This window comes from Nonlabens spongiae (assembly GCF_002117125.1).
GTDB lineage: Bacteria > Bacteroidota > Bacteroidia > Flavobacteriales > Flavobacteriaceae > Nonlabens > Nonlabens spongiae.
Genome location: NZ_CP019344.1, coordinates 3,247,427 through 3,272,019, shown reverse-complemented (window position 1 = coordinate 3,272,019; position 24,593 = coordinate 3,247,427). Strand labels below are relative to the sequence as shown.

Annotated in this window: 28 protein-coding genes and 5 tRNA genes; 8 read left to right on the top strand and 25 right to left on the bottom strand. The window is 40.9% G+C overall.

Going from position 1 to position 24,593, the window contains the following annotated elements:
- Positions 1-60: 60 nt before the first annotated feature.
- The 17 genes from nusG to BST97_RS14940 all read right to left on the bottom strand — a co-directional run bounded on the left by nusG (position 61) and on the right by BST97_RS14940 (position 11,199).
- Positions 61-615: a transcription termination/antitermination protein NusG gene (nusG, locus tag BST97_RS15020; protein WP_085767998.1), complete on the bottom strand. Its 555-nt coding sequence runs from the start codon at positions 613-615 to the stop codon at positions 61-63.
- A gap of 9 nt (positions 616-624) precedes the next feature.
- Positions 625-822, bottom strand: coding sequence for a preprotein translocase subunit SecE (gene secE / locus BST97_RS15015; RefSeq protein WP_085767997.1), 198 nt, complete (start codon positions 820-822; stop codon positions 625-627).
- Between the two features lie 59 nt (positions 823-881).
- Positions 882-954: transfer RNA gene (locus tag BST97_RS15010), tRNA-Trp, on the bottom strand.
- Positions 955-1,042: 88 nt separating this feature from the next.
- Positions 1,043-2,230: an elongation factor Tu gene (tuf, locus tag BST97_RS15005; RefSeq protein WP_085767996.1), complete on the bottom strand. Its 1,188-nt coding sequence runs from the start codon at positions 2,228-2,230 to the stop codon at positions 1,043-1,045.
- Positions 2,231-2,343: 113 nt separating this feature from the next.
- Positions 2,344-2,415 (bottom strand) — tRNA-Thr (locus BST97_RS15000).
- Between the two features lie 80 nt (positions 2,416-2,495).
- Positions 2,496-2,568, bottom strand: a tRNA-Gly gene (locus tag BST97_RS14995).
- Between the two features lie 37 nt (positions 2,569-2,605).
- Positions 2,606-2,686: transfer RNA gene (locus BST97_RS14990), tRNA-Tyr, on the bottom strand.
- Between the two features lie 27 nt (positions 2,687-2,713).
- Positions 2,714-2,787: transfer RNA gene (locus BST97_RS14985), tRNA-Thr, on the bottom strand.
- Positions 2,788-2,897: 110 nt separating this feature from the next.
- Positions 2,898-3,197: a ribosome hibernation-promoting factor, HPF/YfiA family gene (gene hpf / locus BST97_RS14980; protein ID WP_085767995.1), complete on the bottom strand. Its 300-nt coding sequence runs from the start codon at positions 3,195-3,197 to the stop codon at positions 2,898-2,900.
- 18 nt (positions 3,198-3,215) lie between these two features.
- Positions 3,216-4,100: a tyrosine-type recombinase/integrase gene (locus tag BST97_RS14975; RefSeq protein ID WP_085767994.1), complete on the bottom strand. Its 885-nt coding sequence runs from the start codon at positions 4,098-4,100 to the stop codon at positions 3,216-3,218.
- A gap of 71 nt (positions 4,101-4,171) precedes the next feature.
- The gene (gene rpsU, locus BST97_RS14970) at positions 4,172-4,366 is read right to left on the bottom strand and encodes a 30S ribosomal protein S21 (protein ID WP_085767993.1); all 195 of its coding nucleotides are present in this window, start codon (positions 4,364-4,366) and stop codon (positions 4,172-4,174) included.
- Positions 4,367-4,462: 96 nt separating this feature from the next.
- The gene (locus tag BST97_RS14965; RefSeq protein ID WP_085767992.1) at positions 4,463-5,632 is read right to left on the bottom strand and encodes an acyl-CoA dehydrogenase family protein; all 1,170 of its coding nucleotides are present in this window, start codon (positions 5,630-5,632) and stop codon (positions 4,463-4,465) included.
- A gap of 17 nt (positions 5,633-5,649) precedes the next feature.
- A complete protein-coding gene (locus BST97_RS14960) occupies positions 5,650-6,510 on the bottom strand; it encodes a helix-hairpin-helix domain-containing protein (RefSeq protein ID WP_085767991.1) in 861 nt (286 codons plus the stop codon).
- Between the two features lie 6 nt (positions 6,511-6,516).
- Positions 6,517-8,583, bottom strand: a complete 2,067-nt coding sequence (locus BST97_RS14955) for an amino acid carrier protein (RefSeq protein ID WP_085767990.1) — start codon at positions 8,581-8,583, stop codon at positions 6,517-6,519.
- A 67-nt stretch (positions 8,584-8,650) separates the two neighbouring features.
- Positions 8,651-9,661: a potassium channel family protein gene (locus BST97_RS14950; RefSeq protein WP_157111703.1), complete on the bottom strand. Its 1,011-nt coding sequence runs from the start codon at positions 9,659-9,661 to the stop codon at positions 8,651-8,653.
- 9 nt (positions 9,662-9,670) lie between these two features.
- Positions 9,671-9,898: a PspC family transcriptional regulator gene (locus BST97_RS14945; protein WP_085767989.1), complete on the bottom strand. Its 228-nt coding sequence runs from the start codon at positions 9,896-9,898 to the stop codon at positions 9,671-9,673.
- A 32-nt stretch (positions 9,899-9,930) separates the two neighbouring features.
- Complete coding sequence (locus BST97_RS14940) at positions 9,931-11,199, bottom strand: DUF2851 family protein (RefSeq protein ID WP_085767988.1); 1,269 nt, start codon at positions 11,197-11,199, stop codon at positions 9,931-9,933.
- A gap of 91 nt (positions 11,200-11,290) precedes the next feature.
- Here BST97_RS14940 and ribD point away from each other — a divergent pair, with 91 nt between their 5' ends.
- Positions 11,291-12,298 carry a bifunctional diaminohydroxyphosphoribosylaminopyrimidine deaminase/5-amino-6-(5-phosphoribosylamino)uracil reductase RibD gene (ribD, locus tag BST97_RS14935; RefSeq protein WP_085767987.1) on the top strand — a complete coding sequence of 336 codons (1,008 nt, stop codon included), beginning with the start codon at positions 11,291-11,293 and terminating at the stop codon, positions 12,296-12,298.
- Positions 12,295-13,161: a hypothetical protein gene (locus tag BST97_RS14930; RefSeq protein WP_085767986.1), complete on the top strand. Its 867-nt coding sequence runs from the start codon at positions 12,295-12,297 to the stop codon at positions 13,159-13,161. Before ribD ends, BST97_RS14930 begins: the two co-directional genes overlap by 4 nt.
- A gap of 8 nt (positions 13,162-13,169) precedes the next feature.
- Here BST97_RS14930 and BST97_RS14925 read toward each other — a convergent pair whose 3' ends face one another.
- On the bottom strand, positions 13,170-13,721 hold the full coding sequence (locus BST97_RS14925) for a hypothetical protein (protein ID WP_085767985.1): 552 nt from the start codon (positions 13,719-13,721) through the stop codon (positions 13,170-13,172).
- 69 nt (positions 13,722-13,790) lie between these two features.
- Between BST97_RS14925 and BST97_RS14920 the strand changes: the two genes are divergently transcribed.
- Positions 13,791-14,396, top strand: coding sequence for an IMPACT family protein (locus BST97_RS14920; protein WP_085767984.1), 606 nt, complete (start codon positions 13,791-13,793; stop codon positions 14,394-14,396).
- A gap of 32 nt (positions 14,397-14,428) precedes the next feature.
- On the opposite strand, the gene BST97_RS14915 is transcribed toward BST97_RS14920, so the two are convergent.
- Positions 14,429-14,938, bottom strand: coding sequence for a pyridoxamine 5'-phosphate oxidase family protein (locus tag BST97_RS14915; RefSeq protein ID WP_169711572.1), 510 nt, complete (start codon positions 14,936-14,938; stop codon positions 14,429-14,431).
- Positions 14,939-14,954: 16 nt separating this feature from the next.
- The gene (locus tag BST97_RS14910; protein ID WP_085767982.1) at positions 14,955-15,359 is read right to left on the bottom strand and encodes an acyl-CoA thioesterase; all 405 of its coding nucleotides are present in this window, start codon (positions 15,357-15,359) and stop codon (positions 14,955-14,957) included.
- 190 nt (positions 15,360-15,549) lie between these two features.
- Here BST97_RS14910 and dnaA point away from each other — a divergent pair, with 190 nt between their 5' ends.
- Together dnaA and BST97_RS14900 are read left to right on the top strand one after the other, a co-directional pair.
- Positions 15,550-16,977 carry a chromosomal replication initiator protein DnaA gene (dnaA, locus tag BST97_RS14905; protein WP_085767981.1) on the top strand — a complete coding sequence of 476 codons (1,428 nt, stop codon included), beginning with the start codon at positions 15,550-15,552 and terminating at the stop codon, positions 16,975-16,977.
- Positions 16,974-17,447 carry a low molecular weight protein-tyrosine-phosphatase gene (locus BST97_RS14900; protein ID WP_245833599.1) on the top strand — a complete coding sequence of 158 codons (474 nt, stop codon included), beginning with the start codon at positions 16,974-16,976 and terminating at the stop codon, positions 17,445-17,447. The genes dnaA and BST97_RS14900 overlap by 4 nt, the downstream gene beginning before the upstream one ends.
- Positions 17,448-17,495: 48 nt before the next feature.
- On the opposite strand, the gene BST97_RS14895 is transcribed toward BST97_RS14900, so the two are convergent.
- The 4 genes from BST97_RS14895 to BST97_RS14880 are packed head-to-tail and all read right to left on the bottom strand — an operon-like array spanning position 17,496 to position 21,881.
- Positions 17,496-18,548: an AMP-binding protein gene (locus tag BST97_RS14895; protein ID WP_085767980.1), complete on the bottom strand. Its 1,053-nt coding sequence runs from the start codon at positions 18,546-18,548 to the stop codon at positions 17,496-17,498.
- On the bottom strand, positions 18,545-19,507 hold the full coding sequence (locus tag BST97_RS14890) for a CPBP family intramembrane glutamic endopeptidase (RefSeq protein ID WP_085767979.1): 963 nt from the start codon (positions 19,505-19,507) through the stop codon (positions 18,545-18,547). Before BST97_RS14890 ends, BST97_RS14895 begins: the two co-directional genes overlap by 4 nt.
- A 2-nt stretch (positions 19,508-19,509) precedes the next feature.
- Entirely contained in the window at positions 19,510-20,586 is a 1,077-nt protein-coding gene (locus BST97_RS14885; protein ID WP_085767978.1) for an o-succinylbenzoate synthase, read from the bottom strand.
- 59 nt (positions 20,587-20,645) lie between these two features.
- Complete coding sequence (locus tag BST97_RS14880) at positions 20,646-21,881, bottom strand: NAD(P)-dependent oxidoreductase (protein ID WP_085767977.1); 1,236 nt, start codon at positions 21,879-21,881, stop codon at positions 20,646-20,648.
- A 162-nt stretch (positions 21,882-22,043) separates the two neighbouring features.
- On the opposite strand from BST97_RS14880, the gene BST97_RS14875 reads away from it, so the two are divergent.
- The 3 genes from BST97_RS14875 to BST97_RS14865 are packed head-to-tail and all read left to right on the top strand — an operon-like array spanning position 22,044 to position 24,075.
- On the top strand, positions 22,044-22,919 hold the full coding sequence (locus BST97_RS14875; protein ID WP_157111701.1) for a glycoside hydrolase family 16 protein: 876 nt from the start codon (positions 22,044-22,046) through the stop codon (positions 22,917-22,919).
- A 43-nt stretch (positions 22,920-22,962) separates the two neighbouring features.
- On the top strand, positions 22,963-23,481 hold the full coding sequence (locus tag BST97_RS14870; protein ID WP_085767975.1) for a DUF7935 family protein: 519 nt from the start codon (positions 22,963-22,965) through the stop codon (positions 23,479-23,481).
- A gap of 15 nt (positions 23,482-23,496) precedes the next feature.
- Positions 23,497-24,075 carry an NUDIX domain-containing protein gene (locus BST97_RS14865; protein WP_085767974.1) on the top strand — a complete coding sequence of 193 codons (579 nt, stop codon included), beginning with the start codon at positions 23,497-23,499 and terminating at the stop codon, positions 24,073-24,075.
- Here the strand turns inward: BST97_RS14865 and BST97_RS14860 are convergent.
- Positions 24,067-24,558: a DUF6495 family protein gene (locus BST97_RS14860; RefSeq protein ID WP_085767973.1), complete on the bottom strand. Its 492-nt coding sequence runs from the start codon at positions 24,556-24,558 to the stop codon at positions 24,067-24,069. The genes BST97_RS14865 and BST97_RS14860 overlap by 9 nt on opposite strands.
- Positions 24,559-24,593 lie beyond the last annotated feature (35 nt).

Here is a 24,593-nt window from a genome sequence, read left to right as displayed (position 1 = left end):
TATTTCAATTAGTGATTTTACCCAAGTGGAAGCCTCGATAAAACCTATAAATTGTAACATTTATACTTTTTCTACTTGCATATAGCTAAGCTCTAATGGAGTCTTACGTCCAAAGATCTTCACCATAACCTCAAGCTTTCTCTTTTCTTCATTTACGTTTTCAATAGTCCCGTTAAAACCATTGAAAGGTCCATCCACAACCTTGATTGTCTCTCCAGTCTTAAAAGGAATTGCGATATTGTCAATTTGCTCAGACAACTCATCTACCTTACCTAACATTCTATTTACCTCAGAACGTCTCAATGGCACTGGATCACCTCCTTTTGTTTCACCTAAGAAACCTATAACTCCATTGACACTTTTAATAACGTGAGGAACCTCACCTTCTAAACGAGCCTGAATCATAATATAACCAGGAAAATAAACCTTCTCCTTATTATATTTTTTACCATTTCTGATTTGTATGACCTTTTCAGTAGGAACCAGAATTTGTTTCAGGTAATCATTAAGATTGTGGTGCGCGATTTCGGATTCAATATATTCCTTAATCTTATTTTCTTGACCACTGACAGATCTTACGACATACCATTTCATCACATCTTTCTCTTCACTCATAGCTACAAATTAGGAGTTTTTGATCCAGAAGAAATAGTTTTCAATAGCATTTTTGAAAACATAATCTATACCTGCTATTATAAGAGCAAAAACTAAGGAGAAAACAGCCACCGTTACAGTTAGCTTTTGAGCCTCTGACCAAGTAGGCCAGGTTACATGATTTGTAAGCTCGTTATATGATTCTTTTATGTATGTTGCTAATCCCATGGACTTAATATTATGTGGTTGCGACCCACTTAAAGGAAATGCACTTAAGCACCTATTTGCACGGGTTGCGAGACTCGAACTCACGACACCTGGTTTTGGAGACCAGTGCTCTACCAACTGAGCTAAACCCGCAACAAAGGACAAAATTTAATCTGCCCTTATAAAGTGAAAGTACCCCATCTTAAAAAGACGGGATACTTAAATATTCAATGGACTGTAATTAGTCTAAGATCTCAGTAACCTGACCAGCACCTACTGTTCTACCACCTTCACGGATAGCAAAACGCAGACCGATGTTCATCGCGATAGGCTGAATCAAATCAACGTTAATCGTCAAGTTATCACCTGGCATTACCATTTCAACACCATCTGGTAGAGAAATATTACCAGTTACGTCAGTTGTACGAACGTAGAACTGTGGACGATAGTTGTTGTGGAAAGGAGTGTGACGACCACCTTCTTCTTTCTTAAGGATATAAACCTCAGCCTTAAATTTAGCGTGTGGAGTAACAGATCCTGGCTTAGTGATTACCATACCACGAGAGATCTGAGTTTTCTCAATACCTCTTAGAAGAATACCAGCGTTATCACCAGCCTCACCTCTATCAAGGATTTGACGGAACATCTCAATACCAGTAATTGTAGAAGTTAGCTTCTCAGCACCCATACCGATGATCTCAACTGGATCTCCAGTATTTGCTACACCAGTTTCGATACGACCAGTTGCTACCGTACCACGACCAGTAATAGAGAATACATCCTCGATAGGCATCAAGAAAGGCTTATCCATATCACGCACAGGCTCCTCAATCCAAGAATCAACAGCATCCATCAATTCCATAACAGTATTCACCCATTTCTCTTCGCCATTAAGAGCACCTAGAGCAGAACCAGAAATTACCGGACCATTGTCCCCATCATACTCATAGAAATTCAATAGATCACGAACCTCCATATCAACTAGCTCAAGCAGCTCCTCATCATCCACCATATCAACTTTGTTCAAGAAAACAACGATACGTGGGATACCTACCTGACGACCTAGAAGAATGTGCTCACGAGTCTGTGGCATAGGACCATCAGTCGCAGCAACAACAAGAATCGCACCATCCATTTGAGCAGCACCAGTAACCATGTTCTTTACATAATCGGCGTGACCTGGACAGTCTACGTGTGCGTAGTGTCTATTTTCAGTTTGATACTCTACGTGTGAAGAGTTAATTGTAATACCACGCTCTTTTTCTTCAGGAGCGTTGTCGATTTGGTCAAACGCAGAAGCTTCAGAATACCCCTTATCAGCAAGTACCTTTGTAATTGCAGCTGTTAGGGTAGTCTTACCGTGGTCTACGTGACCAATAGTACCTACATTAAGGTGGGGTTTCGAACGATCATACGTTTCTTTAGCCATAACTTAAATCTTAGTTTATATTAGTGTTTCAATTTAAAAGGCTGACAAGGGCACTAAACCAAATCAGCTTATACTAGTAATGGCCTCGCAAGAGACCGTTAATTTCAAATAAGAGCCAATGACGAGATTTGAACTCGTGACCTCTTCCTTACCAAGGAAACGCTCTACCCCTGAGCTACACCGGCCTTTGTTAAGCACGCTTTCGCGAAAGCGCACCCGTCATAAGCTTTGAGCGTAAGCAAGATGATCTCGCAAGCTCTTCTTGAGCGGGAGACCGGGTTCGAACCGGCGACATTCAGCTTGGAAGGCTGACGCTCTACCAACTGAGCTACTCCCGCGAGTTTATCCATCTAATTAAGACAGAAAGGTTAAAAGTGGGGAGAGCAGGATTCGAACCTGCGAAGGTTGCCCAACGGAGTTACAGTCCGTCCTCGTTGACCGCTTGAGTATCTCCCCAATGAAATAAAAATTTCAAAAAACTTGAGCCGATAGAGGGACTCGAACCCACGACCTGCTGATTACAAATCAGCTGCTCTAGCCAGCTGAGCTATATCGGCTTTTAAGTACTTTTTACACGCTTTTTAAAGGCATAAAAAAGTCCGCTATTTCTAACGGACTGCAAATGTAAGCCTATTTTTTTATTGACAAAGCAAAAATGGAAAAAAAATTAACGGGCAGCTTGTTTTTCTTTTCTTTTCTTCAGTTGCCTTTCTAAAGAAGAGGCACACTCGTCAACGCATTGCTCAAATTTCTTACAGATCTTTTTAACTACCATATCATCTCCTGGGACAAATAATCTTATCTCAGTGATCTTATTTTCAGGCGCTGATGTTTTTTGCACCTTCATATACACATCTGCACTGATGATCTTACTGTAGAACAGCTCCAGCTTGGCTAAACGATTTTCAACAAAATTGATGAGTTTAATGTCTGCATCAAAATTTACTGCTTGCGTGTTTACCTTCATAGTCGTTAGTTTTAGTTATTATTTATTTGCCCTGGGATGTGCCTTGCCATAAACCTCTTTTAAACCCTGCATTCCCATGTGGGTATAAACTTGTGTAGATGAAAGACTACTATGTCCCAGTAATTCTTTTACAGAAATAAGATCAGCTCCATTGTTCAATAAATGCGTCGCAAAACTGTGACGCAATATGTGTGGACTGACCTTTACTTTAAGAGATATTGATCTAAAGTAAGACTTTATCTTACGATAAACAAAATTTGGATACATTTTGAGCCCTTTGTCAGTGACCAACATTTCTGGAATATCAGATTGGGTTACCATTGATCTTAACTCTAGATATTGTTTTAAATGCTCAGCAACGTTTCCTAAAAGCGGTATTCTACGCTCCTTGTTACGCTTTCCCAAAATCTTGATCACTCTACCAGTAAAATCTACATCCTGGACTTTGAGGTTGATGATCTCAGATCTACGCATGCCAGTTACATACAACAACTCAATAATGATCCGGTCACGTAAAGCTTCAAAATCATCTTTATTTACTTCAGCATCCAGAAGGGTACGGACCTCTTCTTCTGAAAAAGGAACTTCCACTTGACGATCTTCTTTGAGACCCCTATGAGAAGAAAGTGGATTCACTTCAATTAATTCCTGACTCAATAGAAATTTATAGTAAGCCTTTATTGATGCTATTTTTCTATTGGCTGACCGTTTAGAAAGCTCCTCCTCTAGCAGTGTAGCGACCCAGCCACGAACAATACTGTAATTTACAAGAATAGGGCTCTCAACCTCTTCTATATCTAAAAATTCAAAAAATTGTACGAGATCGCTTTTATAAGCAGCAACCGTATGTTTTGAATAGTTCCTCTCTAAAGAGAGATAGTCTATGAATTCAATTAGATACATAAAAAAAGCGCTATCAGGTAAATGTAAACATTTACACGATAGCGCAAAATAATTTAAAGACTAGTGACTACTTAGATGTTCTCTGCGTCACGTAGTTGCTGGACGTACTGAGCTTTGATTTTTTGAGCTCTCTTTGCTACAGACGGTTTGGTAAACTGCTGTCTGCTACGCAACTCACGCATTTTGCCCGTACGATCAAATTTTCTTTTGAAACGCTTTAGAGCTCTATCGATATTTTCTCCGTCCTTTACTGGTATAATTAACATAGTGTCATCACCTCCTCTCTTTGGGACGGCAAAGATAGTTCTTTATTTCAAACCTACAAATGATTTTACCGCTTTCGCGAAAGCGGAATTTTCAAATCAACCCGCCACAGGCTTGTAATCCTTACCATCCAGCGTCATCTTTGCGATTATCTCACGCATGATCTCGCTGGTTCCACCACCTATAGGACCTAGACGACTGTCTCGCCACATACGTGCAAGCGGATATTCTTCTATATAGCCGTATCCACCTAAATATTGTAGGCACTTGTAAATTACTTCATCAGCAATTTTTGTGGAAAGCAATTTTGACATGCTGGCCTCCTTTACAGGATATAAGCCTTTATCCAGTTCCTCTGAAATTGCGTAATTGAAACATTTTGCCATCTCTACCTCACTCAACATGTCAGAAAGGTTGTGACGTAATGCCTGGAACTTGTTAAGCGATTGGCCAAAAGCCGTACGCTCCTTCATATATTCAATAGTATACTCGATGGCATATTCTGCTCGAGCGTGTGCGTTGATTCCCATGATTAGACGTTCCAGCGCAAAGTGCTGCATGATATAAGGGAACCCTTTTCCCTCTTTACCCATAAGGTTCTCAGCAGGTATCTTCACATTGTCAAAACCTATCTCACCGGTGTCGCTAGCTCTCCAGCCCAGTTTGTTCAGTTTTGTAGCGCTGATACCTGGGGTATCACGATCCATTACAAAGATGGAAATTCCTCGCCCTTTAGCTTCAGGATTTGTTTTTGCAGCAACTACTAGATAATCAGAATAAACACCGTTTGTAATAAAGGTCTTTGAACCATTGATAATATAATGGTCACCTTCTTTTACCGCCGTGGTGCGCATTCCCGCAACATCACTACCGCCAAAAGGTTCGGTAATGGCAAGACAACCTATCTTTTCACCAGTTAACGTAGGGACAAGGTACTCTTGCTTGATACGCTCGTCTCCTTCTTTTAGTAAATGTTGTGCACCTAGAAATGCCTGCACCCACATCGCTGCTGCAAATCCACCTGAGTTGATACGTTGCATTTCTTCAAGAAATATAACCGTATAGAAAAAGTCTAGATCAAGACCACCATATGCCTCAGGATAGTAAAGAGCAAAGTAGCCCATCTCCCCCATCTTTCGGAAAATCTCACGGTCTATCTGACCGGTTTCTTCCCAACGGTCTACGTGCGGAACAACTTCTTTGTTTAAAAACTCTCTAAAACTCTCTCTGAACACGTTGTGCTCTTCGGTAAAATATTTTGAATACATATAACGATTTCGTAATTTTAATCAAGCGTCAAATATAGCTGAATTAAAGGCAATTTTTCCTCTGGAAATCGGGAAGTCAGCATCACTTCATCCCATGAGTTAAAACCATCTCTCAACGTGCGTTGCTTGATTAATTCATTAACCAGATAGTCGTTAAAATAGGGAATGCTTAACAGCTCGTCTTTAGTAGCCTGATTTAGAGCGATCAACTTCACATTTGAATTCTTTGAAATGTAGAATTTCTCCATGATCCTGGTTGTGGTGGAATCGGTTAGGCCATATATAGTACGCATTTGTTTTATATCAATAAACCCGCCCAGTCGTGATCTTTCTTCAATGATTCTCTTGGAAAGTGCGGGACCTATTCCATAGACTTCTTTAAGTTGATCAGCAGTGGCTTTGTTCAGGTCCTGAGGTTTTGAGGGTTTGCTCGGGTTTCCAGTTTTATACTTATTGCGATTCCTGTTGTTTACCCAAGCAGGGAACTTAAAATAAGGCGAGATGCTGTCCAGCCATTGATCGCTTACCTGTGTCACTTGCTGGAACTGGGCGGGACTGTTGATGAATTTTCCGCTTTCGCGAAAGCGAGACAATCGATCCAGCTCTTCTAGACTCAATCCCAGTTTATACCCGCGATAGTCTGTGATGTAATTAGGATTAAAAGGATAAATGGTATCTCTTTTTGCAGCATGACTCCTTTTAATGGAATCAATTTTTTGCTGATATTTCTCATTAACAGAGTATTCCAGAGGAGTTTCATCGTGATCTTTTTCAAAATAAAATCTTACCGCTAAAACGATTACTAAAAGTAGAATTAAAATAAAAATCCCTCTGCGCTGACGGGTATCGAAAGCAAAGAGGGACTTAAACAAATTCATGATTAATTATGCAGCTTTTTTCAGACCAAGTTCTCCAGCTCTGAGCTTGCGCATGTACTCTCTCAAATCTCTGCGCACCTCACCAGACATCAACAATAATCCAATTATGTTAGGGAACGACATGGCTAGTATCATCATATCTGAGAAATCTAGAACTGCTCCTAGACTTACACTAGCTCCTACCACTACAAACACTAAGAAAATCAATTTATAGATCAACTCAGACTTTTTGCTTTTACCGAATAAGTAAGTCCATGCACGCATACCGTAGTAAGACCAACTGATCATGGTTGAAAATGCAAAAAGGAATACGGCAATGGCGAGAACATACGGGAACCAAGAAATCACGCTACCGAAAGCCGTACTGGTAAGCTCTGCGCCACCCATACCTTGAACTTCATGCATTCCTGTAAAAATCAATACTAAGGCTGTAAGTGTGCAAACCACTACCGTGTCGATGAACGGCTCTAATAGCGCCACAAAACCTTCAGAAACCGGATGGTTTGTTTTTGCAGCACTGTGTGCGATTGCGGCAGAACCTACACCCGCCTCATTTGAGAAGGCTGCCCTTCTAAATCCTGTTATTAAAACTCCTATCACACCACCTTTTAAGGCAGATGGACTGAAAGCTCCGTCGTATATAGCTTCTAGTGCCGGTCCTACATTTTCTATGTTGATAATAATAACTACTAGAGCGGCAACAATATATGTTCCGGCCATGATGGGTACGACCTTACCTGTAACCTTGGCAATACTTTGAATTCCACCGATGATAACTACACCTACTAACACTGCCGTGATGACACCAAACCAGACACCTTGACCAGCGAGCACTGGGAATTGTGATTCTAACTGCTCAAAAGATTGATTAGCCTGGAACATATTTCCTCCACCGAAGGATGCTCCTACCGCGAGAATGGCAAACAATACAGCAAGCGCTTTACCTAAGTTTCCTTTTCCTTGAGCAGAAAGTCCATCTCTCAAATAGTTCATAGGCCCACCGAAAACGCGCCCATCAGGTAATATCTTACGATACTTAACCCCAAGCGTACACTCTACAAACTTTGACGACATACCTAAAAGACCAGCAATAATCATCCAGAATGTCGCTCCGGCACCACCTACCGATATTGCTACGGCGACACCCGCAATATTTCCTAAACCTACGGTTCCTGAAACAGCAGTAGCCAAAGCTTGAAAATGCGTTACTTGACCAGGAGCATTAGGATCATCAAACTTTCCGCGAGCAAGATCAAAACTGTGTTTAAATCCTCTTAGATTGATGAAGCCCATTCTAATAGTAAAGAACGTAGCTCCCAGAACGAGCCACACTACAATAAAAAAGATCGGCTTAGTTACAGGATCTCCATTAGGGTGAACGATAGGAATTTTTTCATCATATTCTACACTTGCAAGAAAGTGGGCACCGCGCTCAATTAAGTCAGCGGTATCTTTACCGTCATAGATGACTTCTCCCTCAGCAGTATTGTGGATCAACGTTCCCTTAGCTAGTGACTCGATGGTCGTTTCATTAGAGCCGTTAGTAGTAATTACAGCGATAGGTTGACCTTTAGTTACTTTTTTCCCATCGGCTACAAGCCATTTTTGCAGCGTGTATTTATCTTCAGTACCTGCTTCCCATCCTGGAACGGGTATATTCTTTTGTTCTGCATAGATTACTGGATCATAAATCCCTATGGCCGAAAACGGGTCCCAAAACAAAATACTCCCTAGACCCTGAACGGCAGGTACCGCTGTACCATTGAATATTTCTGGGATACTTTCAGCACCGACCCTATAAACACCTGTAGCAGATTCACCTTGTGAATCAGTAACAATAACGGTATAATCGATTCCTTCCGTTAATTCTTCTGCTTTAGCGGATTTTAAAGAAGTTGCTTGGTTAGACCACTTATAGGTATAAGGTGCTTGTCCGCCAGAAACCTTTACCTCAACAACACCATCATTTATTTCATTTGAAGGATTTGACACAACTGCTTCAAGGTCAAGCTCTTGAGCCAAGCCAACTGCAGATAAAAGTGCAAAACAACTTAATAGAAATATCTTCTTCATTATGAATCTAAAATTTTGAATTGGCAATATGCAACAAAAAAATGCCTTTTGAAAGTTTTGTTAACGTTTATGTTACCTCAGTGTTAATACGGTATGCACGCTGTAACTGCTGTATCTGATCAGTATTTCCTACAACGATGATTTTAGATCCTTGAGTAAGTTTTTGGGAAGGGTCTGGATTCACGATATATTCTCCATCTGGAGATTTGTAACCTATGATGGTGCAACCTGTTTTTTGACGCATGTTAAGATCAAGAATGGAACACTCTCGCTGCTCATCAAACATTTGCTCAAAACTCACTTGCTCTAAATTCACACCTTCACTCCCACCGTATGACAATTGATCCCAAAATTCAATCAAATCTGGGCTAACAATCAACGACGCCATGTGCTGACCTCCTATGGTATCGGGTAGGATTACATTATCAGCTCCTGCAAGTTTTAATTTTTTATATGAGGTATCTTCCGTGGCGCGTGATATGATTTTTAAATCCTTATTGAGCTGTCGAGCACTCAGAACTATAAAAAGATTATCAGCATCTTCAGGTAGAGCTGTGATAAGGGTTGAAGATTTTTCTATGCCCGCTTTAATGAGTACCTCGTCTTCATTTGCGTTCCCTCTGATGAAATTCACCTGATCCAGCCCACAATCGTCAATCACTTGTTGATCTTGTTCTACGATGATAAAATCTTTTTTGTAATCCAGCAGTTTTTGAACAGCTTGTTTTCCATTACGTCCATAACCGCAGACAATGATGTGGTTCTTCATATTCTTAAGATGTTTTTCAGAGCGCTTCCGTCTTATTTCTTCGGCGTTATTTTTTGAAAGCAAAAATTCTGTGATCACTGAGACTGCATAACCCACTATCACTACACTTATCGAGATGAGGAGTATTGTAAAAATCTTAGCTTCTGGAGTGGGATCGTTAATTTCACGATACCCTACAGTAGTTACCGTTATCACCGTCATGTAGAGTGCATCGACCCATGATAGATCCATCGTAATCCTGAATCCTACCACACCGGTAATCAACACTGTTAGCACCAGTAGAGCTGCAATTTTGATCTTTCTACTCACAAGACAATCTTATAGGTCAAAAACAGAACTGCGCTTTACGTAGATCAAATCTTTTAACTTCAGCCAAAACGCTATTATCAGATAAATGGCAAATCCAGCCCCTAATGTGGCAAACGTAAAGTAAATAAAAGTAATGCGCACGTTGCGAGCCTTGATTCCCATACGATCTGCCAGACGGGTAGAGACGTAGAAGCCATACTTCTCCATATAATGGCGCAAATTTGTTACAATACTCATTTTACCGTGTGGTTTATTAATCAAATATACTTCTAGCCTCGTAATAGACCAACTCCTATATCACAAGAGAGACACTTATTCACGTCACAGTAATTAGGCTTCAATTGTAGAACAGCCTGACTGTCCACGGCGTTATCCACAGTAATCAAGCGCATGAATCCTTCTACTATGGTATTGTTCTCTGGTTTGAGCACTGAGAGTAACTCCATGAGGTCTTCAACATTATCCTTACCCTCATACTGCGCATAAGCAAACTTTATCGGTACGACACAGTTGATAATGAGAAGATCCACAAAATCTCTGGACAAATATTTCTCCCGATTCTTTGACTGCTTGCCAAAAACGTGATGATCATCCCAGTAAGAGCTTGCTTTAACATTGAACAAATCGTAAAGCTCATCAAGATTCTTACAGAGCAACACCTCACCAAATAGTAAAGGGTTAAAATGATATAACCTTGCGAGTTGGGAGAGTCTGATCGTAGGATAATTTACCGGCCGAATCCTGAAGAATTTCATGGCCGTGTCGATGGGTTTTAAGGAGTGTTTCGCTTTCGCGAAAGCGTACTCTCTCCTACAATCCACCATGTATTGATCTTCAGTATCTTTTTCTAGCAAACCAGCCTGCCCAAGCAAGGTAGATTCAAGCTGAAACGCATCCTTTGCAAGTTTGCGCACGACCGATGGTGCCATGCTGCGCGCAGTCTGCTCAAAAGCATCAGCATTAACCTTTGTGCCAAAACTACGTGCAAGCAACTGCAAAAAAGTTGCCTCCCAGTCGCCAGTGTTTCTCTCTAGCAACTTTGATATGCGTAGCGATTTTTGCTCCAATCGTTCAATAAAAAGCTTCTCTTTCCACTGAGAAATTTTAAACGGATTAATTTGAGGAATACTATTTTCGCAATTGATAAATTGTTGCTGCTTTACCTTGAATAGATTTTGGTAGGATTTCAACAAATCAGGATCGACGTATCTGGAGACTTCTAGAACAGGAATTTTAAGCCCGTCGCGCGTAGCAATATCTGCGTCATGTGTCCAGACCACGTGCAGGATCACATTATTATAGGCTGGATCATCATCGTGACCGTGAAGAAACCAGTCGCTCGCCTTCAAATGCATTTCTATATTCCCTGCCCATTCCTGACCATCTATACTCAAGCGACCATTAAAAAAATCAGGTCCTGAATGGTGGTTATGCTGACCCAGCGATTTAATCACAATGCGTTTTCCAGTCGTGGTCAACAATTCTAGACCGTTCAGTTTTTTGAACTTCCACAGGTAATGAATAAAGTCCTCGCGCATGAGGTCAAATTACATAATTTTTATATCAATAGAAGTTTGAAATTAAGATCATTGTAAGTCTAATTCAACTGCTTCATTCTAAATTTGCCTGATGCAGCATCATGAAAAATACATGCAGCGGTGCCTAGAACTTGCAAAAAATGGTCTGGGCACTACGTATCCCAACCCTCTTGTAGGAAGCGTTATATTCAATTCTGAAAATAAAATAATAGGAGAAGGCTGGCATTATCAATCAGGGCAACCCCATGCCGAAGTGAATGCTGTTCTCAATGCAGAGAACAAAGGTCATAGCGATTTCTCAGATGCCACAATCTACGTCAATCTGGAACCTTGCTCACATACTGGGAAGACGCCTCCTTGCGCCAGCATGATTATTAAAAAAGGATTTAAGAAAGTGGTAATAGGCACGCTGGACCCGCACGACAAGGTTGCAGGTCGCGGCGTTAAATTGCTAGAGTCTGCAGGAATTAAATGCATTATAGGAGTTCTATCAAATGAGTGTAAAGAGCTTAACAGAAGATTCTTTACTTATCATCGCAAACGAAGGCCGTATGTCATTCTCAAATGGGCCGAAACGAGCGATGGATACATCGCACCTTTAAAAAAGCTCGATAGATCCCCTGTCTGGATTACTAATTCTTACAGTAAGCAACGAGCGCATAAACTTAGGGCTCAGGAACAGGCGATTCTGGTAGGAGCAAAAACGGTGATAGACGACAATCCGTCGCTTACCTGCAGATCTTGGAAAGGTTTTCATCCCACCCGTGTTGTACTAGATTCTTTGGAAAATTTATCAAAAGACAGCGCGGTATTCAGTAATGAGGCACAAACTCTTATTCTCAATCGCAAAACAAGAGAAGTAGATGGAATTCTATCAGATTTATTTCAGAATGGTATTCAGTCGGTTATTATTGAGGGAGGTGTAAAAACGATTCAAGAGTTTATCGATAAGGGAATGTGGGACGAGGCTTATCAGTTTATGGGGACAGAGGTTTTATTCCATGAGGGCGTTCAAACGCCAAAACTTAGTGGGAAGTTTCTACTACACACAAGAGAAATCATCGAGAATGATGTTTTAAAAATTTATAGAAAATCATGATCTGGCTCGGGTTGAGTATAGCGACGTCCAGCCTGCTGTACGTAATCTTCAAATATTTTGCAGTATTTAATGTCAATCGTCTCCACGCCATCGTATTCAATTATTTAGTGGCGTTTATTACCGGAATTATCGCCTATAGAGGAGACTTTTTATTTGACGAAATCCTGAATGCGGGCTGGTTGCCTTTTTCTATTAGCTTGGGCATCTTATTCATTACAATTTTCAACGTAATGGCGCTCACCAGTCAAAAAAGCGGTTTATCAGTCGCAGCTGTAGCCAGCAAGATGTCCCTTGTCATTCCTGTGATTGCAGGGATCTGGCTTTATGAAGAATCACTGGGATGGATCAAGGCGATAGGAATAATCGTGGCGCTGATATCCGTTGTGCTATCTTCACTCAAGAAGAGAGAAAACACTAAATTAAATAAAAGCTTATTGATCTTGCCATTGCTCCTTTTTGCTGGAAGCGGCGCTATAGACACCATCATCAAATATGCTGAAACGACTTATGTTTCTGATGGGAAAGAGCCTCTATTCAGTGCAGTTTGCTTTTTGAGCGCTTTTATTATAGGAATCGGTATTTTGATTTTTGAGGCCTCTAAAGGTCGTTATATCAAAAGTAAATCTGTTATTGCAGGAGTCGTACTAGGAATACCTAATTATTTCTCGATTTTCTTCATTATCATGGCACTTAAGACAGCTATGGCGAGTAGCGTCGTTTGGCCTATCAATCACGTGGGAACCGTTTTACTAACTTCGGTTCTCGGGATTGTTTTGTTTAGAGAACGCATGAGCCTGAGAAATTACATAGGTGTAGGTTTAGCGATTGCTGCTATTGTTGTTATCGCTTTCGCGAAAGCGTAAAAAATTAACTAGCTTTTTGAAAACTCGATAAAACCATCTACATCTACATCAGCTTCGGTACCAAATAGTTGTTGTTGTACCGTCCCCTCAACATCTAAAATCAATCTGGTGTCCGTGAGCGTATTGATCGTTAACTCTAAGCCATCCAAATTAGGTACTTGATCACCAAAAACACCTATGAAAGAATCACCGGTAAAAATGATTTCACGATCATTGATCGTATAGGTTCCCGTAGCGCTTTGAATATCAGAGTCTATAATCTGCTCAGGGAACAAAGCGGTAGTGACTCGGTAAGACGATTGACCTTGAGCGTCATAATCCCCATTCGAGTCGAATGTTAATGTGAAATCTGCACTCATGAGCTCGGTATTAGCGGTAAATTGAACAGGTTGATTTTGAATGGTGGTAGACGTAGTCCCGTCTATATCGGTATCCTCAAGATTCCACGTACCGATAATTAAAGATGGGTCAAACTGATCACTACTGCCATCAGAATCATCATCACTGCATGATGTAAAAATGAGAACCAAGCCTAATATGAGAACGAAAACTTTTTTCATAAGGAGTTATTTATATTTTAGCAAATTGAAACTCTGTTGCTATTTAAAGCAAACATAATCAAACTTTAATTGACCGATTCTTATAAAACACTAGAGAAGAATACTGAAGAGATTCTTTTTAAAGACAAGGGTAGTAAGTTTTATGCCACCGCATTCCCACTTTCTGATCCGGAAGATATGAACGAGATTCTGAGTGAACTAAATAAGAAGCATCCCAAAGCTGGTCACCATTGCTATGCCTGGAAAATAGGATCTGGTGATGACAATTATAGGATAAACGACGACGGCGAGCCCAGAAACAGTGCTGGGGCTACTATATATGGTCAGATCCAGAGTTATGAACTAAGTGATGTCGCTGTAGTAGTCAGTAGAATTTTTGGAGGAACTAAATTAGGAGTGAGCGGTCTTATCAATGCCTACAAAACAAGCGCAGCTCTTGCTCTCGATAAAGCCGAAATCATCACTAAAGTAATTACGGAAGATATCATTGTTCAGTTTGAGTATCCACAAATGAGCCAAATCATGCGATGGATTGATGAAAATGGGCTTCTTATCAAAAAACAAAACCTCACCGCATCATGTGAGATGGTGATTTCCGTACCACAATCCAAGGTTCAGGAACATATTGAACTCCTCAACAGCTGGCATCCCATCATAGCAAAAGAAAATATTTGAGGCGTAAGCCATGTACCTTTCCAATCTTCGTTTCAGGTAAAAAGAGCCCTAAGATGATTAGGGCATTTCAACTTAAGGTACTCAAGGCGTTTTGATTTAAAACGTAGTGCCATAAAATAGGATTCTTTACGTGACAAGTACTCTACTTCATCAGGATTTTTGATGGCAGATCCTGGAGCACTTACAGTAGTGTGATCCTTTAGAGACTTCTGCCCTACCTTTTGAAACAATCTCTTGACTTCTTTTTCATCTTGAATTACAGAAAGCTCGCCATCCCATCTCAATTGTTCTAACTTTTTATGGTTACAAGCGAGTATGCATGCTTTAGGAGTCTTGTTGAGTTGATCCACCTTGGCTGATCGAGCATCTGTGAATATGATAACATCTAGATTATCATGGACTTCTCGCACTGCAACGGTACGCGATCTGGGAAAACCATTTAGATCGATCGTGGAAAGTGCGACATATTTATTAGGGTGAAATCTATTTCTGTAACTGGATTTCCATTCGTCGATTATCTTATCAAATAATTTGGGAAGCATAAAAAGGAAGTGGTGTTTAAAAAAGTTCCTTACACTTTTCCAAAAAGTCATTTAAGGGACGCATGGGTTTAAAAGATTCAGCATTAGTAAAAACCAAAATTAGATAAGCCGTTGTGCAAATTTCACCTTTTGAATTTTTGATTTCGTAATCAAATTCAACCTTAGTAGTGGGGATTTTACGAAGCCGTGTTTTAACTGTTAACTCATCTCCAAACTGCGCACTTCTTCTATACTTTATATCTATATGATACACAGGTAAAAGCACGCCCTGCTCCTCCATAGCCTTATAAGAGAACCCTAATTGATCCAGCCATGCCACCCGACCTTGTTCCATGTAAATCAAGTAATTAGCATGGTGTATTATACCCATTTGATCTGTTTCACAATATCGGGTAGAGATTTTAACAGTGCTTTCTCGCATAATTAAGAGTCAAAAATTAGGTTTAGAAAAAAGATATTTCAATGCAACTTTTTTAGATAAAAATCAACCTAAAAAAGTGTTTTTTTTAAGGTTTTTTATACACATATTTGTCCTCGGCTAAAGAACGCAATTTAACAATTGCTTAAGAGTTCACTTTTTAACCAATAAACTGACAAATAATCTACTTTACATGGCAACGACGGCGGCATCGGTGTGGGAGAATTGCCTCTCATTTATACAAGATAACATTAATCCTCAAGCATATAAAACTTGGTTTTTACCCATAAAACCAGTAAAGTTAACCGATACCGCATTAAGTATTCAAGTTCCCAGTAGATTCTTCTATGAGTGGCTTGAAGAGCACTATATCAAATTACTCAAAACTGCCCTTACCAGAGAACTAGGCGAGGGAGCTAAATTGATCTATGCTATAAAGGTTGAGAACAAGCTTAAAGGCATGGAGCCTTTCACAGAAAAAATCCCTAGTAGCAATCGAGCGATCAAAAGCTCACAGTCAGTAGATGCTCCAGTAAAAAGTAAAAGTCCAGAACTCAAGAATCCGTTTATCATCCCGGGTATACGCAATGTAAAAATCGAGTCGCAGCTCAACCCTACCTATAATTTTGATAGTTTCCTTGAAGGAGATTCAAACCGTCTAGCACGTAGTGCAGGAATGGCGGTTGCTAACAAGCCTGGAGGGACTTCGTTCAATCCATTGTTGATTTTTGGAGGTGTAGGTTTAGGTAAGACACATTTAGCCCACGCCATTGGGGTAGGCATCAAAGAAAATTATCCGGACAAAACAGTCCTCTACATAAGTTCTGAAAAGTTCACTCAGCAATATATAGAGTCGGTTAGAAAAAATACAAGAAATGATTTTATCCACTTCTATCAGATTGTAGACGTTCTTATAGTAGACGATATTCAGTTATTTGCTGGAAAAGCAAGTACTCAAGATGCGTTCTTCCACATCTTCAACCACTTGCATCAAAATGGACGCCAAGTCATTCTCACAAGTGACAAGAAACCGGTTGACATGCAAGACATTGAGCAGCGTTTACTCTCTCGTTTTAAATGGGGATTGAGTGCAGAACTCAATCAGCCCGATTTTGAAACACGTGTGTCCATCATCAAGAACAAGCTTTACAGAGATGGTGTAGAGATGGAAGAAAAAATCGTGAATTACGTTGCCGAAAATATTAAATCCAACATCCGTGAACTGGAAGGAGCAATCATCTCCCTCATTGCTCACTCGTCATTCAATCGTAAGGAGATCGATCTAGATCTAGCAAAAAAGATTGTTGAGAACTACGTAAAGAATACCAAAAAAGAAATCTCGATCGAACAGATTCAAAAAACGGTCAGCGATTACTTCTCTATGGATGTGGAAACCCTGCAGTCCAAAACTAGAAAAAGACATATCGTTCAGGCCCGCCAGCTTGCCATGTATTTCTCTAAGCAAATGACAAAGGCGTCACTTGCCAGCATAGGATCACAGATAGGTAAAAGAGATCACGCCACAGTATTGCATGCTTGTAAGACTGTGAACAACTTGGCAAGTACAGACAAGCAGTTCAACAAATACGTTGAGGACATCCGTGAAAAATTGATGGGATGAGCAAAGACACCACAAATATCTTAATGGTCTGTTTGGGGAACATTTGCCGGTCGCCGCTTGCAGAAGGTTTGCTAAAGCACAAGGTAAACTTTACCAAGTTCAAAATTGACAGTGCCGGTACCAGTGGCGGTCATAAAGGAGAAGCTCCTGACAAAAGATCAATTAAAGTAGCTCAGAAACACAATATAGACATATCTGCGCAAAGGAGTCGTTGGGTAACCGCTCAGGATTTTGAAGACTTTGACATCATCTATGCGATGGATGGTTCTAACTACAACAATTTGCTCGAGATCGCTCAAACCGATGAGCAAAAATCTAAAGTCAAGAAAATTATGGACGAGATGTTTCCTGGTGAGGGGCTCGACGTTCCCGATCCATACTATGGTGGCAAGGCTGGTTTTGACAACGTGTACAGAATGCTTGATCAGGTAACTACCGTAATCGCTAAAAGGTTGGATCCTCAAGAATAGATTTGTTTTAGTTACGCTTTCGCGAAAGCGTCAACTAAATCAAGCTATCTATCTCATAGCAAGCAGCGCTTCAAGACTTGCTTTTCTATCTACTTTTCCAGTGTGGGTTTCTTTGAACTCTTTCAGGAAATAGACTTTCTTAGGCATTTCATATTTTCCAAAATTTTTGAATTCAGGCAAATCTCGTTCCTCCCCCTCAACTACGAGAACAACTTCCTGACCCAGTTCATCAGAAGGCGTCCCTGTAACAAAAAACCGACTGGTAATTAGTTCAGAAAGCTTTTCTTCAACGATTTCTGGGTAAATTTTCACTCCGCCGCTATTAATCACTCGGTCTATCCTACCCAGAATTTTGAAATTTCTTTCACCTGTTAGTTCCACGATGTCGTTAGTCACAATATCATTTGACAGTAAAAAGGGAGCATGCACTACAAGGCAACCGCGATCGTCTTGCTTAACGGTAATATCTTCAGTAAGCGTGCAGTAAGCTTCTTCATAAACCGGGTGAATCTTACGGATGGCAATGTGACTGCTCGTCTCTGTCATGCCATAAGTGTGGTATGCCTTGGTATGCTTGTTCTTAAGAAGTTCGGGTAGATTTTTAGCAACCGGCCCACCTCCTATGATGATTTTGACACTTTTGTGAATATCGTCAAGCGAATTCAATACCTGATAATTAGTCAGTGCCGTAAAATCATAACGCTTTCTAAGTGTTTTAAAAGGTGATGCGCTCGGCTTTACCACATCCAGCTGCCATCCTAAAGTCAAGGCACGCACCATCATCATCTTACCAGCGATAAAAGACAACGGCAAACAGCACAAGGCATCACATTCCTCTGGGAGATTGAACCATGTGTTTGTCGCTTTGGCACTATTGATCATGTGCTCTTTTTGCAGCTTATTGATTTTGGGAGTTCCCGTAGAACCGCTGCTGTAAACCGTAAGCACCTCAAAATCGTCCAGCCAGTTCAATAAAAAGTCTCCTATCTCCTTTTCCCAGTCTTCTCCTTCCTTTACGTAGCTATAAGCCACAGTCATGAGGCCCTCATGATCAAGAGATCGACCGTTAAGTTTAAAACGTGGGTGGACTTTAGGTATCATAAAGATTGATTTTGAAGAGGCTGTTCTTGGTGGTCTAAAGCTAAGAATTCTTCTTTTGATAACACTCTACCAAACAATTTCTCGCTCCAGTTTTTCCATTTATAGATTCTACCTAGAATAATCAAAATAATCGGGTAGCCTATCAATACAGATGCAAAGTCAGAAATTCCCATTCCCGTAGGCTCAGAAACGTCTAGATAAATACTGTCTGTCTGTAAAGCCGTCCAGGTTGAAGTGACCATTAGAGCCGCAACGATGTTATTTGCTGCATGAAATCCAAGCGCGAGTTCAAGACCTTCATCGAGCAAAGTCATTGCTCCAAGTAAAAATCCAGTTCCTATGTAAAAAACCATTACGCCCATTCCTAATTTCTCCACTTCAGGATTTGCGGCATGCATTAATCCAAACAAAACGGAGCTCACAATAAAAGGAATCCATCTTGTCTTTGTCAAAATACCCAAGCCCTGCATCATTTGCGAGCGGAAAAGGTATTCCTCAAAACTGGTTTGCAATGGCAGCATGATCAAGACCACCGCCAATAACGGTAAAAACCTGGACCAATCGAGATTATATTCAAAATTTTCTGGTGCTAGATAAACCGATAATAAAATGAGCCCAGCCGATAGAATCCCCCAGAAGAAAAACATGAAGAAAACACGTTTCCAGTCTACTTTTTTGCGAGAGGTAGTAATCCCTCTGAAACTTTGCTGGTTGATCAGTAAAGCCCAAATGAAGATCCCTATGATTCCGATCACAAAGATGGAAAGGTTAAGAACAAGCGTTGGTAATTTTCCTATTTGATCAATGAGTTGCTGCATGGTATCCTCCACACTCACGCCCTGCTCGATCATGCTCATGGTCATCACATAATTGACCAGCATAAATGCACTAAACAACCCTGGAATGATCAAAAAGTTCCACGCTCCTAAATTCCCTTTATATCCTTGCTCTATGTACATATTTAATCTTTGAAAAGGTTAGTGTCCCACTTGCGGTTTGCGTTACAGATCAATTTTCCATTTTTGATCTCAAGAGGACACTCTATATTATTGGTAAAAAGTCCACCAGTTCCCAACCCTTGTGGCATCGTAGTTCCTAAAGTATATGTGAATTGTGCGATGGCATTGAGGCCTACATTAGACTCCAGAGCACTCGTGATCCACCAGCCTATGTTGCGCGCCTCTGCAAGGTCTATCCACTCTCTCGTAGATTGAAATCCTCCCACGAGCGCAGGTTTTAAGATGATGTATTGTGGTTTTATAGTTTCTAAACACTTAATTTTCTCCTCGCGATCTGTAATCCCTATCAGTTCCTCATCGAGAGCCACGTCTACCGCGGAAATCTCACAGACTTGAGCCATAGCTTCCCATTGATTTTGTTTGATGGGCTGCTCAATGCTATGAATGTCAAATTGAGAAAGTTTTTCAAGCTTTTCTGCCGCTTCATCAGGAGAAAAGGCTCCGTTAGCATCTACTCTTAAGGTAATCTCGCTTTCGCGCCGTGCCTTCGGCGAGTCTTCGGCGGCCGAGGGAAAGCGAGACCGTACCGACTTCAACAATTCCAATTCTTTACCAAAGTCTATCGCGCCTATCTTAAGCTTTATACAATCAAAACCTTGCTTTAGTTTTTCCTCAATCTGCCGCTGCATAAAGTCTTGATCTCCCATCCAAACAAGCCCATTGATGTTGATCGCACCTTGTCCCTGAGTAAAAAGAGAAGGAAAAAGTTCAAATGGCGTGCTGCTCTGATAGGATTTAACCGCCATCTCATAACCAAAAAGTATGGAAGGCCATTCCTTGAGCTCCTCCATCATTTCAGCGGGTTTTTTGCCTATGTTTTCACAGGTCCATTTCAATTTCTCTTCAAAACCCTCACGGTCATCATAAGAAAGTCCTCTGAACAGGTTCACCTCTCCTACTCCCCAGTTTTCCTCATGTTCAATAATGATGAAAAAGGTGTCCTTGGTTTTCAAAACACCACGAGAAGTTCCCGATGGTTGCTTGAAGTGGAGTGTGTGGGATATGTAACGTGCCTTCATAAGAGTAGAATCTAATCAGCTAAACTAGCTCGTGAGACCAACTGAGTCTGTTAAAGTGATTAAAACTTTGTACGGTACTCTTTTACAAAATCCTCCAGATAAGAGAAACGCTCAGTAAGCGTACCACTAGATGTTGTCATTTGGGCACGATCTAATATGCCGTCTTCATCATCATTGAAGAACGCAGGTAAAACACTTTCCTGGAACATCTCACCAAAACCTTCACTGGCATCTTTAGGCAACTCGCAAGGCAAATTATCTACAGCCATTACGGTAATCGCTCCGCTATCTTTATAATCGGTTTCTTTTTCTGTTCTGGGATCGTAACCGTAGATAGGATCTGCGATGGTGCTGGGTCGTATCGTGCTAGCAACCGGACCGTCTATATCACAACTCACATCTGCCACCACATTTATTTTGAACTCTGGACGCTTCGCATCTTCTCGGGTAAATAAGTAAGGAGCCTTATGATCGTAAAAGTGACCCGTGATCAACATATCCGTCACGGTGGCAAATTTCATAAAGTCACTTTTGAGCAATTCCGGGTTGTTATAGCACTCCGTTTTTGTAGGCTTGAGACCGTCTTTTCTGATATAGTAATCGTGAACATCCAGCTGCGTGAAAACGGTTTGTCTATTTTCAAAATGGCCGAGTTGCAAATAGGCCTTAGGCAAGACCTCATGAACACCCAATGTTTCCAGAATCTCTCTAATTCCTCCCGTCACTTTCCCAGAACCGGTGATGGCAATGTTGATTTTTGGTAAGCTGGTTTTAATCGCTCTAAGTTCGTTTTTCAAGGCTTCATAATCTGGTAAGGACTCTACCTTGGGTAGGTCAAAAATACCATCTCGCAGACCCAGCGCCCTGAATCCATTGTATGCTCCCACAATCCCAGCATATCTACCAAAACCTATAAGTCGCCCTCCAGTTTCTGCTACAATGGTCTCATGATCATAGAGTTCAATATTTTTCTTGAGAATTTCCCTTAAAAGATCGCGATTGTAAGGCTGCTTTTTGATCGTGTGTGAGAAGAAGAAATATTTTTTATGGAGAATCAGATCCTCTTTAGGCACTTCTTTCACACCCAACAACACATCTGCATCGCTCACATCATCAACGACTTCTACCCCAGCGTCTCGATATTGCTCATCAGTAAAAATGCGGATGGGCGAAGATTCCACGACAAATTTTGCTTGATCGCGATATTTCAAGTTAAGTGCAGCAAGCTGTGCTGGACTGAAGACCACCCTACGATCTGGCGGATTTTTTCTTTCTCTGATCAATGCAAATTTCATGAACTGTGATTTGGTTAGGCAATATAATAAAAGGCTTAAAGTTTATTGATAAAAGACAGATTTATGCGCCGCGTTTATAGGTAGTGTTTGATTTTGGATGTGATTCCGCTTTCGCGAAAGCGAAATAATCAACTATCTTTCTACCACTTAATCAGTTACCAGATGAAATTATTCAAAAGACCTTCTCGTTATCTTCTTGCCTTACTTTTGATCATCTTTTCATGCAAGGAAAAACAAGCACCTCGTGAACCACTAAATAAAGACAGTCAAGAAAAAGAAATTATGACAGAAGCGAATAACGAGTGGGAACTCATTTGGGAAGAAAATTTTGAAGGTGAGCAGCTCGATCCAAAAATCTGGAACCGACAAGTAGAGCCCGCCGGGCGTTTTAACGAAGAATGGCAACGCTACACAAATGATGAAGAAAATGCGTATGTGGAGAATGGCAAGCTCGTCATAGTTGCAAAGCACAAGGGGGATCTTCACGAGCAAGGCAACTACACCTCTGCCCGCCTGAATACCGCCCACAAACAAACTTTTAAGTACGGCAAAATCTCAGCTCGGATCAAATTACCTAAAGGCAATGGAATCTGGCCCGCATTCTGGACGCTGGGCAATAATATAGATGAGAATGGAGGCGACACACCCTGGCCGTTTTGTGGCGAGATCGATATTTTAGAGCTGTATGGTTCAAAAGATAATGCGGTAGTCGAGGCAAATATTCACTATGCTAATGAAAGTGGACAGCATGAAGCTATGGGTTCAATAAGCTACGAGCTTGAGACTGGCATTTTTGCGGACGATTATCATGTCTTTGAGCTGGAATGGACTGAGAAATCATTCAAGTGGCTCGTAGACGGAAAACTGTATCGCGAGAAGGATATTACAGGCGAGAAATATCTAGAATTTCACCATGAGCATTTCATTTTGCTCAATATCGCAGTGGGTGGCTTATGGGCTGGAGAACCAGACGACTCTACGCCTTTTCCACAGAAAATGATGGTGGACTGGATTAGATATTACAAGCACCTTGATTAAGGTATTGCAAACGCTTATTACATTTACAGATTTAAATTAATCCATGGATCAAACCATTTTACAAGCATTTACCACAGTCTTGCCCGCTCTAATCGTAGGTTTACTGGCCTATTATTTCTTCAGCTCATTTATGCAAAATGAGGAAAAACGGAGACGTTTTCTCACGGTCAGAGAGTCACAGGCCAAAACCTTACCCTCACGCATGCAAGCTTATGAGCGCATGACGCTTTTTTTAGAGCGCATCAAGCCAGAGAACCTCGTGGTTCGCATCAAGCCAGGTGAAATGGACAAAGCAGGTTACGAGCAGGTAATTATCGCCTCCATAGAACAGGAGTTTGAACACAATATCGCTCAGCAAATCTATATAAGTGAAGAAGCGTGGAATGTGATAAGATCTGCTAAAAACACAACCATTAAAATTATAAGGCAGGTTGCCATGAAAGAGAAGTCAAATACCGCTGACGGTCTACGCTCTGCAGTGCTTAATGAAGTTATGGATCATAGAGCGCCCAGTTCCACGGCTTTGAGCTACATCAGAGAAGAGGTGGGCAATCTCTTTTAAAAAAGAAAAGCCTGCATGGATTATAAGGTCAAAAGCGAGAAGATTGTTCTGGACAAATTCCTGAAAGTTTTTGAAGCCGAGGTTGAACATGACACCTACAGGAATGAAGGAAAAATCCAGGCCACACGACTCGCCTTAGATCGTGGTGATTCTGTAGCAATTCTCATTTACGAGAGGGACACAGATCAATTCCTGTTTACGGAACAGTTCCGTTATCCCAGTTCTAGAAGAAATGTACCGTTTATTTTAGAATTGCCCGCGGGAGCCATTGATGATGGAGAAACGGCTCAAGATGCTGCGCAAAGGGAAGTTCTTGAAGAGATAGGATACAAGATTGATAATCTAGAAAAGATTTCTACCTACTTTCCTTCACCTGGCATGTCTTCCGAGGTTATTCATCTATTTTTCGCTCAGGTGGAAACAGGCGATAAGGTCAATAATGGTGGAGGTGCGGCTAGCGAGAAAGAGGATATTAAATTAGTTCCGCTTTCGCGAAAGCGGGCTCTAGAAAAACTCCCTCAAGGCTTTTTCAATAATTCAATTACAATTATAGGCCTTCAATGGTTTCTATTAAATAAAGAAAATCTAATCTAGATTTTCTTTTCCCAACTCCATTAAATCATCAAAGTAGCGGTAGAGCTCACCCTTAGTGATTACAGCTCCCGTCTCGATGAGTTTGAATTTGTCGGCATTAGGGTCTTCGCCGTATTCTTTTTGAGCCGTAAAGATTTTAACGGTGTCATCCAGTAGATTGTTTTGAAGCCATTTGTAGCCTTGCGCTGTTGTAATATCTATAAGTTCATCACCCACCATAATGGAGATGAGCTCCATTTCCTTCTCTCCTAGTTTGAAGAGATTCATCGTACTAGACGAGATATGCTCTAGATACTCAGCCTTAGAAAGTACACCTTCCCAAACTAGATCAGAGAAAACATCTATTTCTTCTTCTGCTACCTCAGGCTTATTAGCTTTGATATCATCCCATTCCTGAGCCGTGATGGATTGAGTCGCGAGAAAATTGATGAATTCTGGATGCATCTCTTCCAGCTGTTCCTTAGTAAGTCTCCTGTATTTCATATTGCAATGATAGGTACAAAAAAAGCCGCTTCACT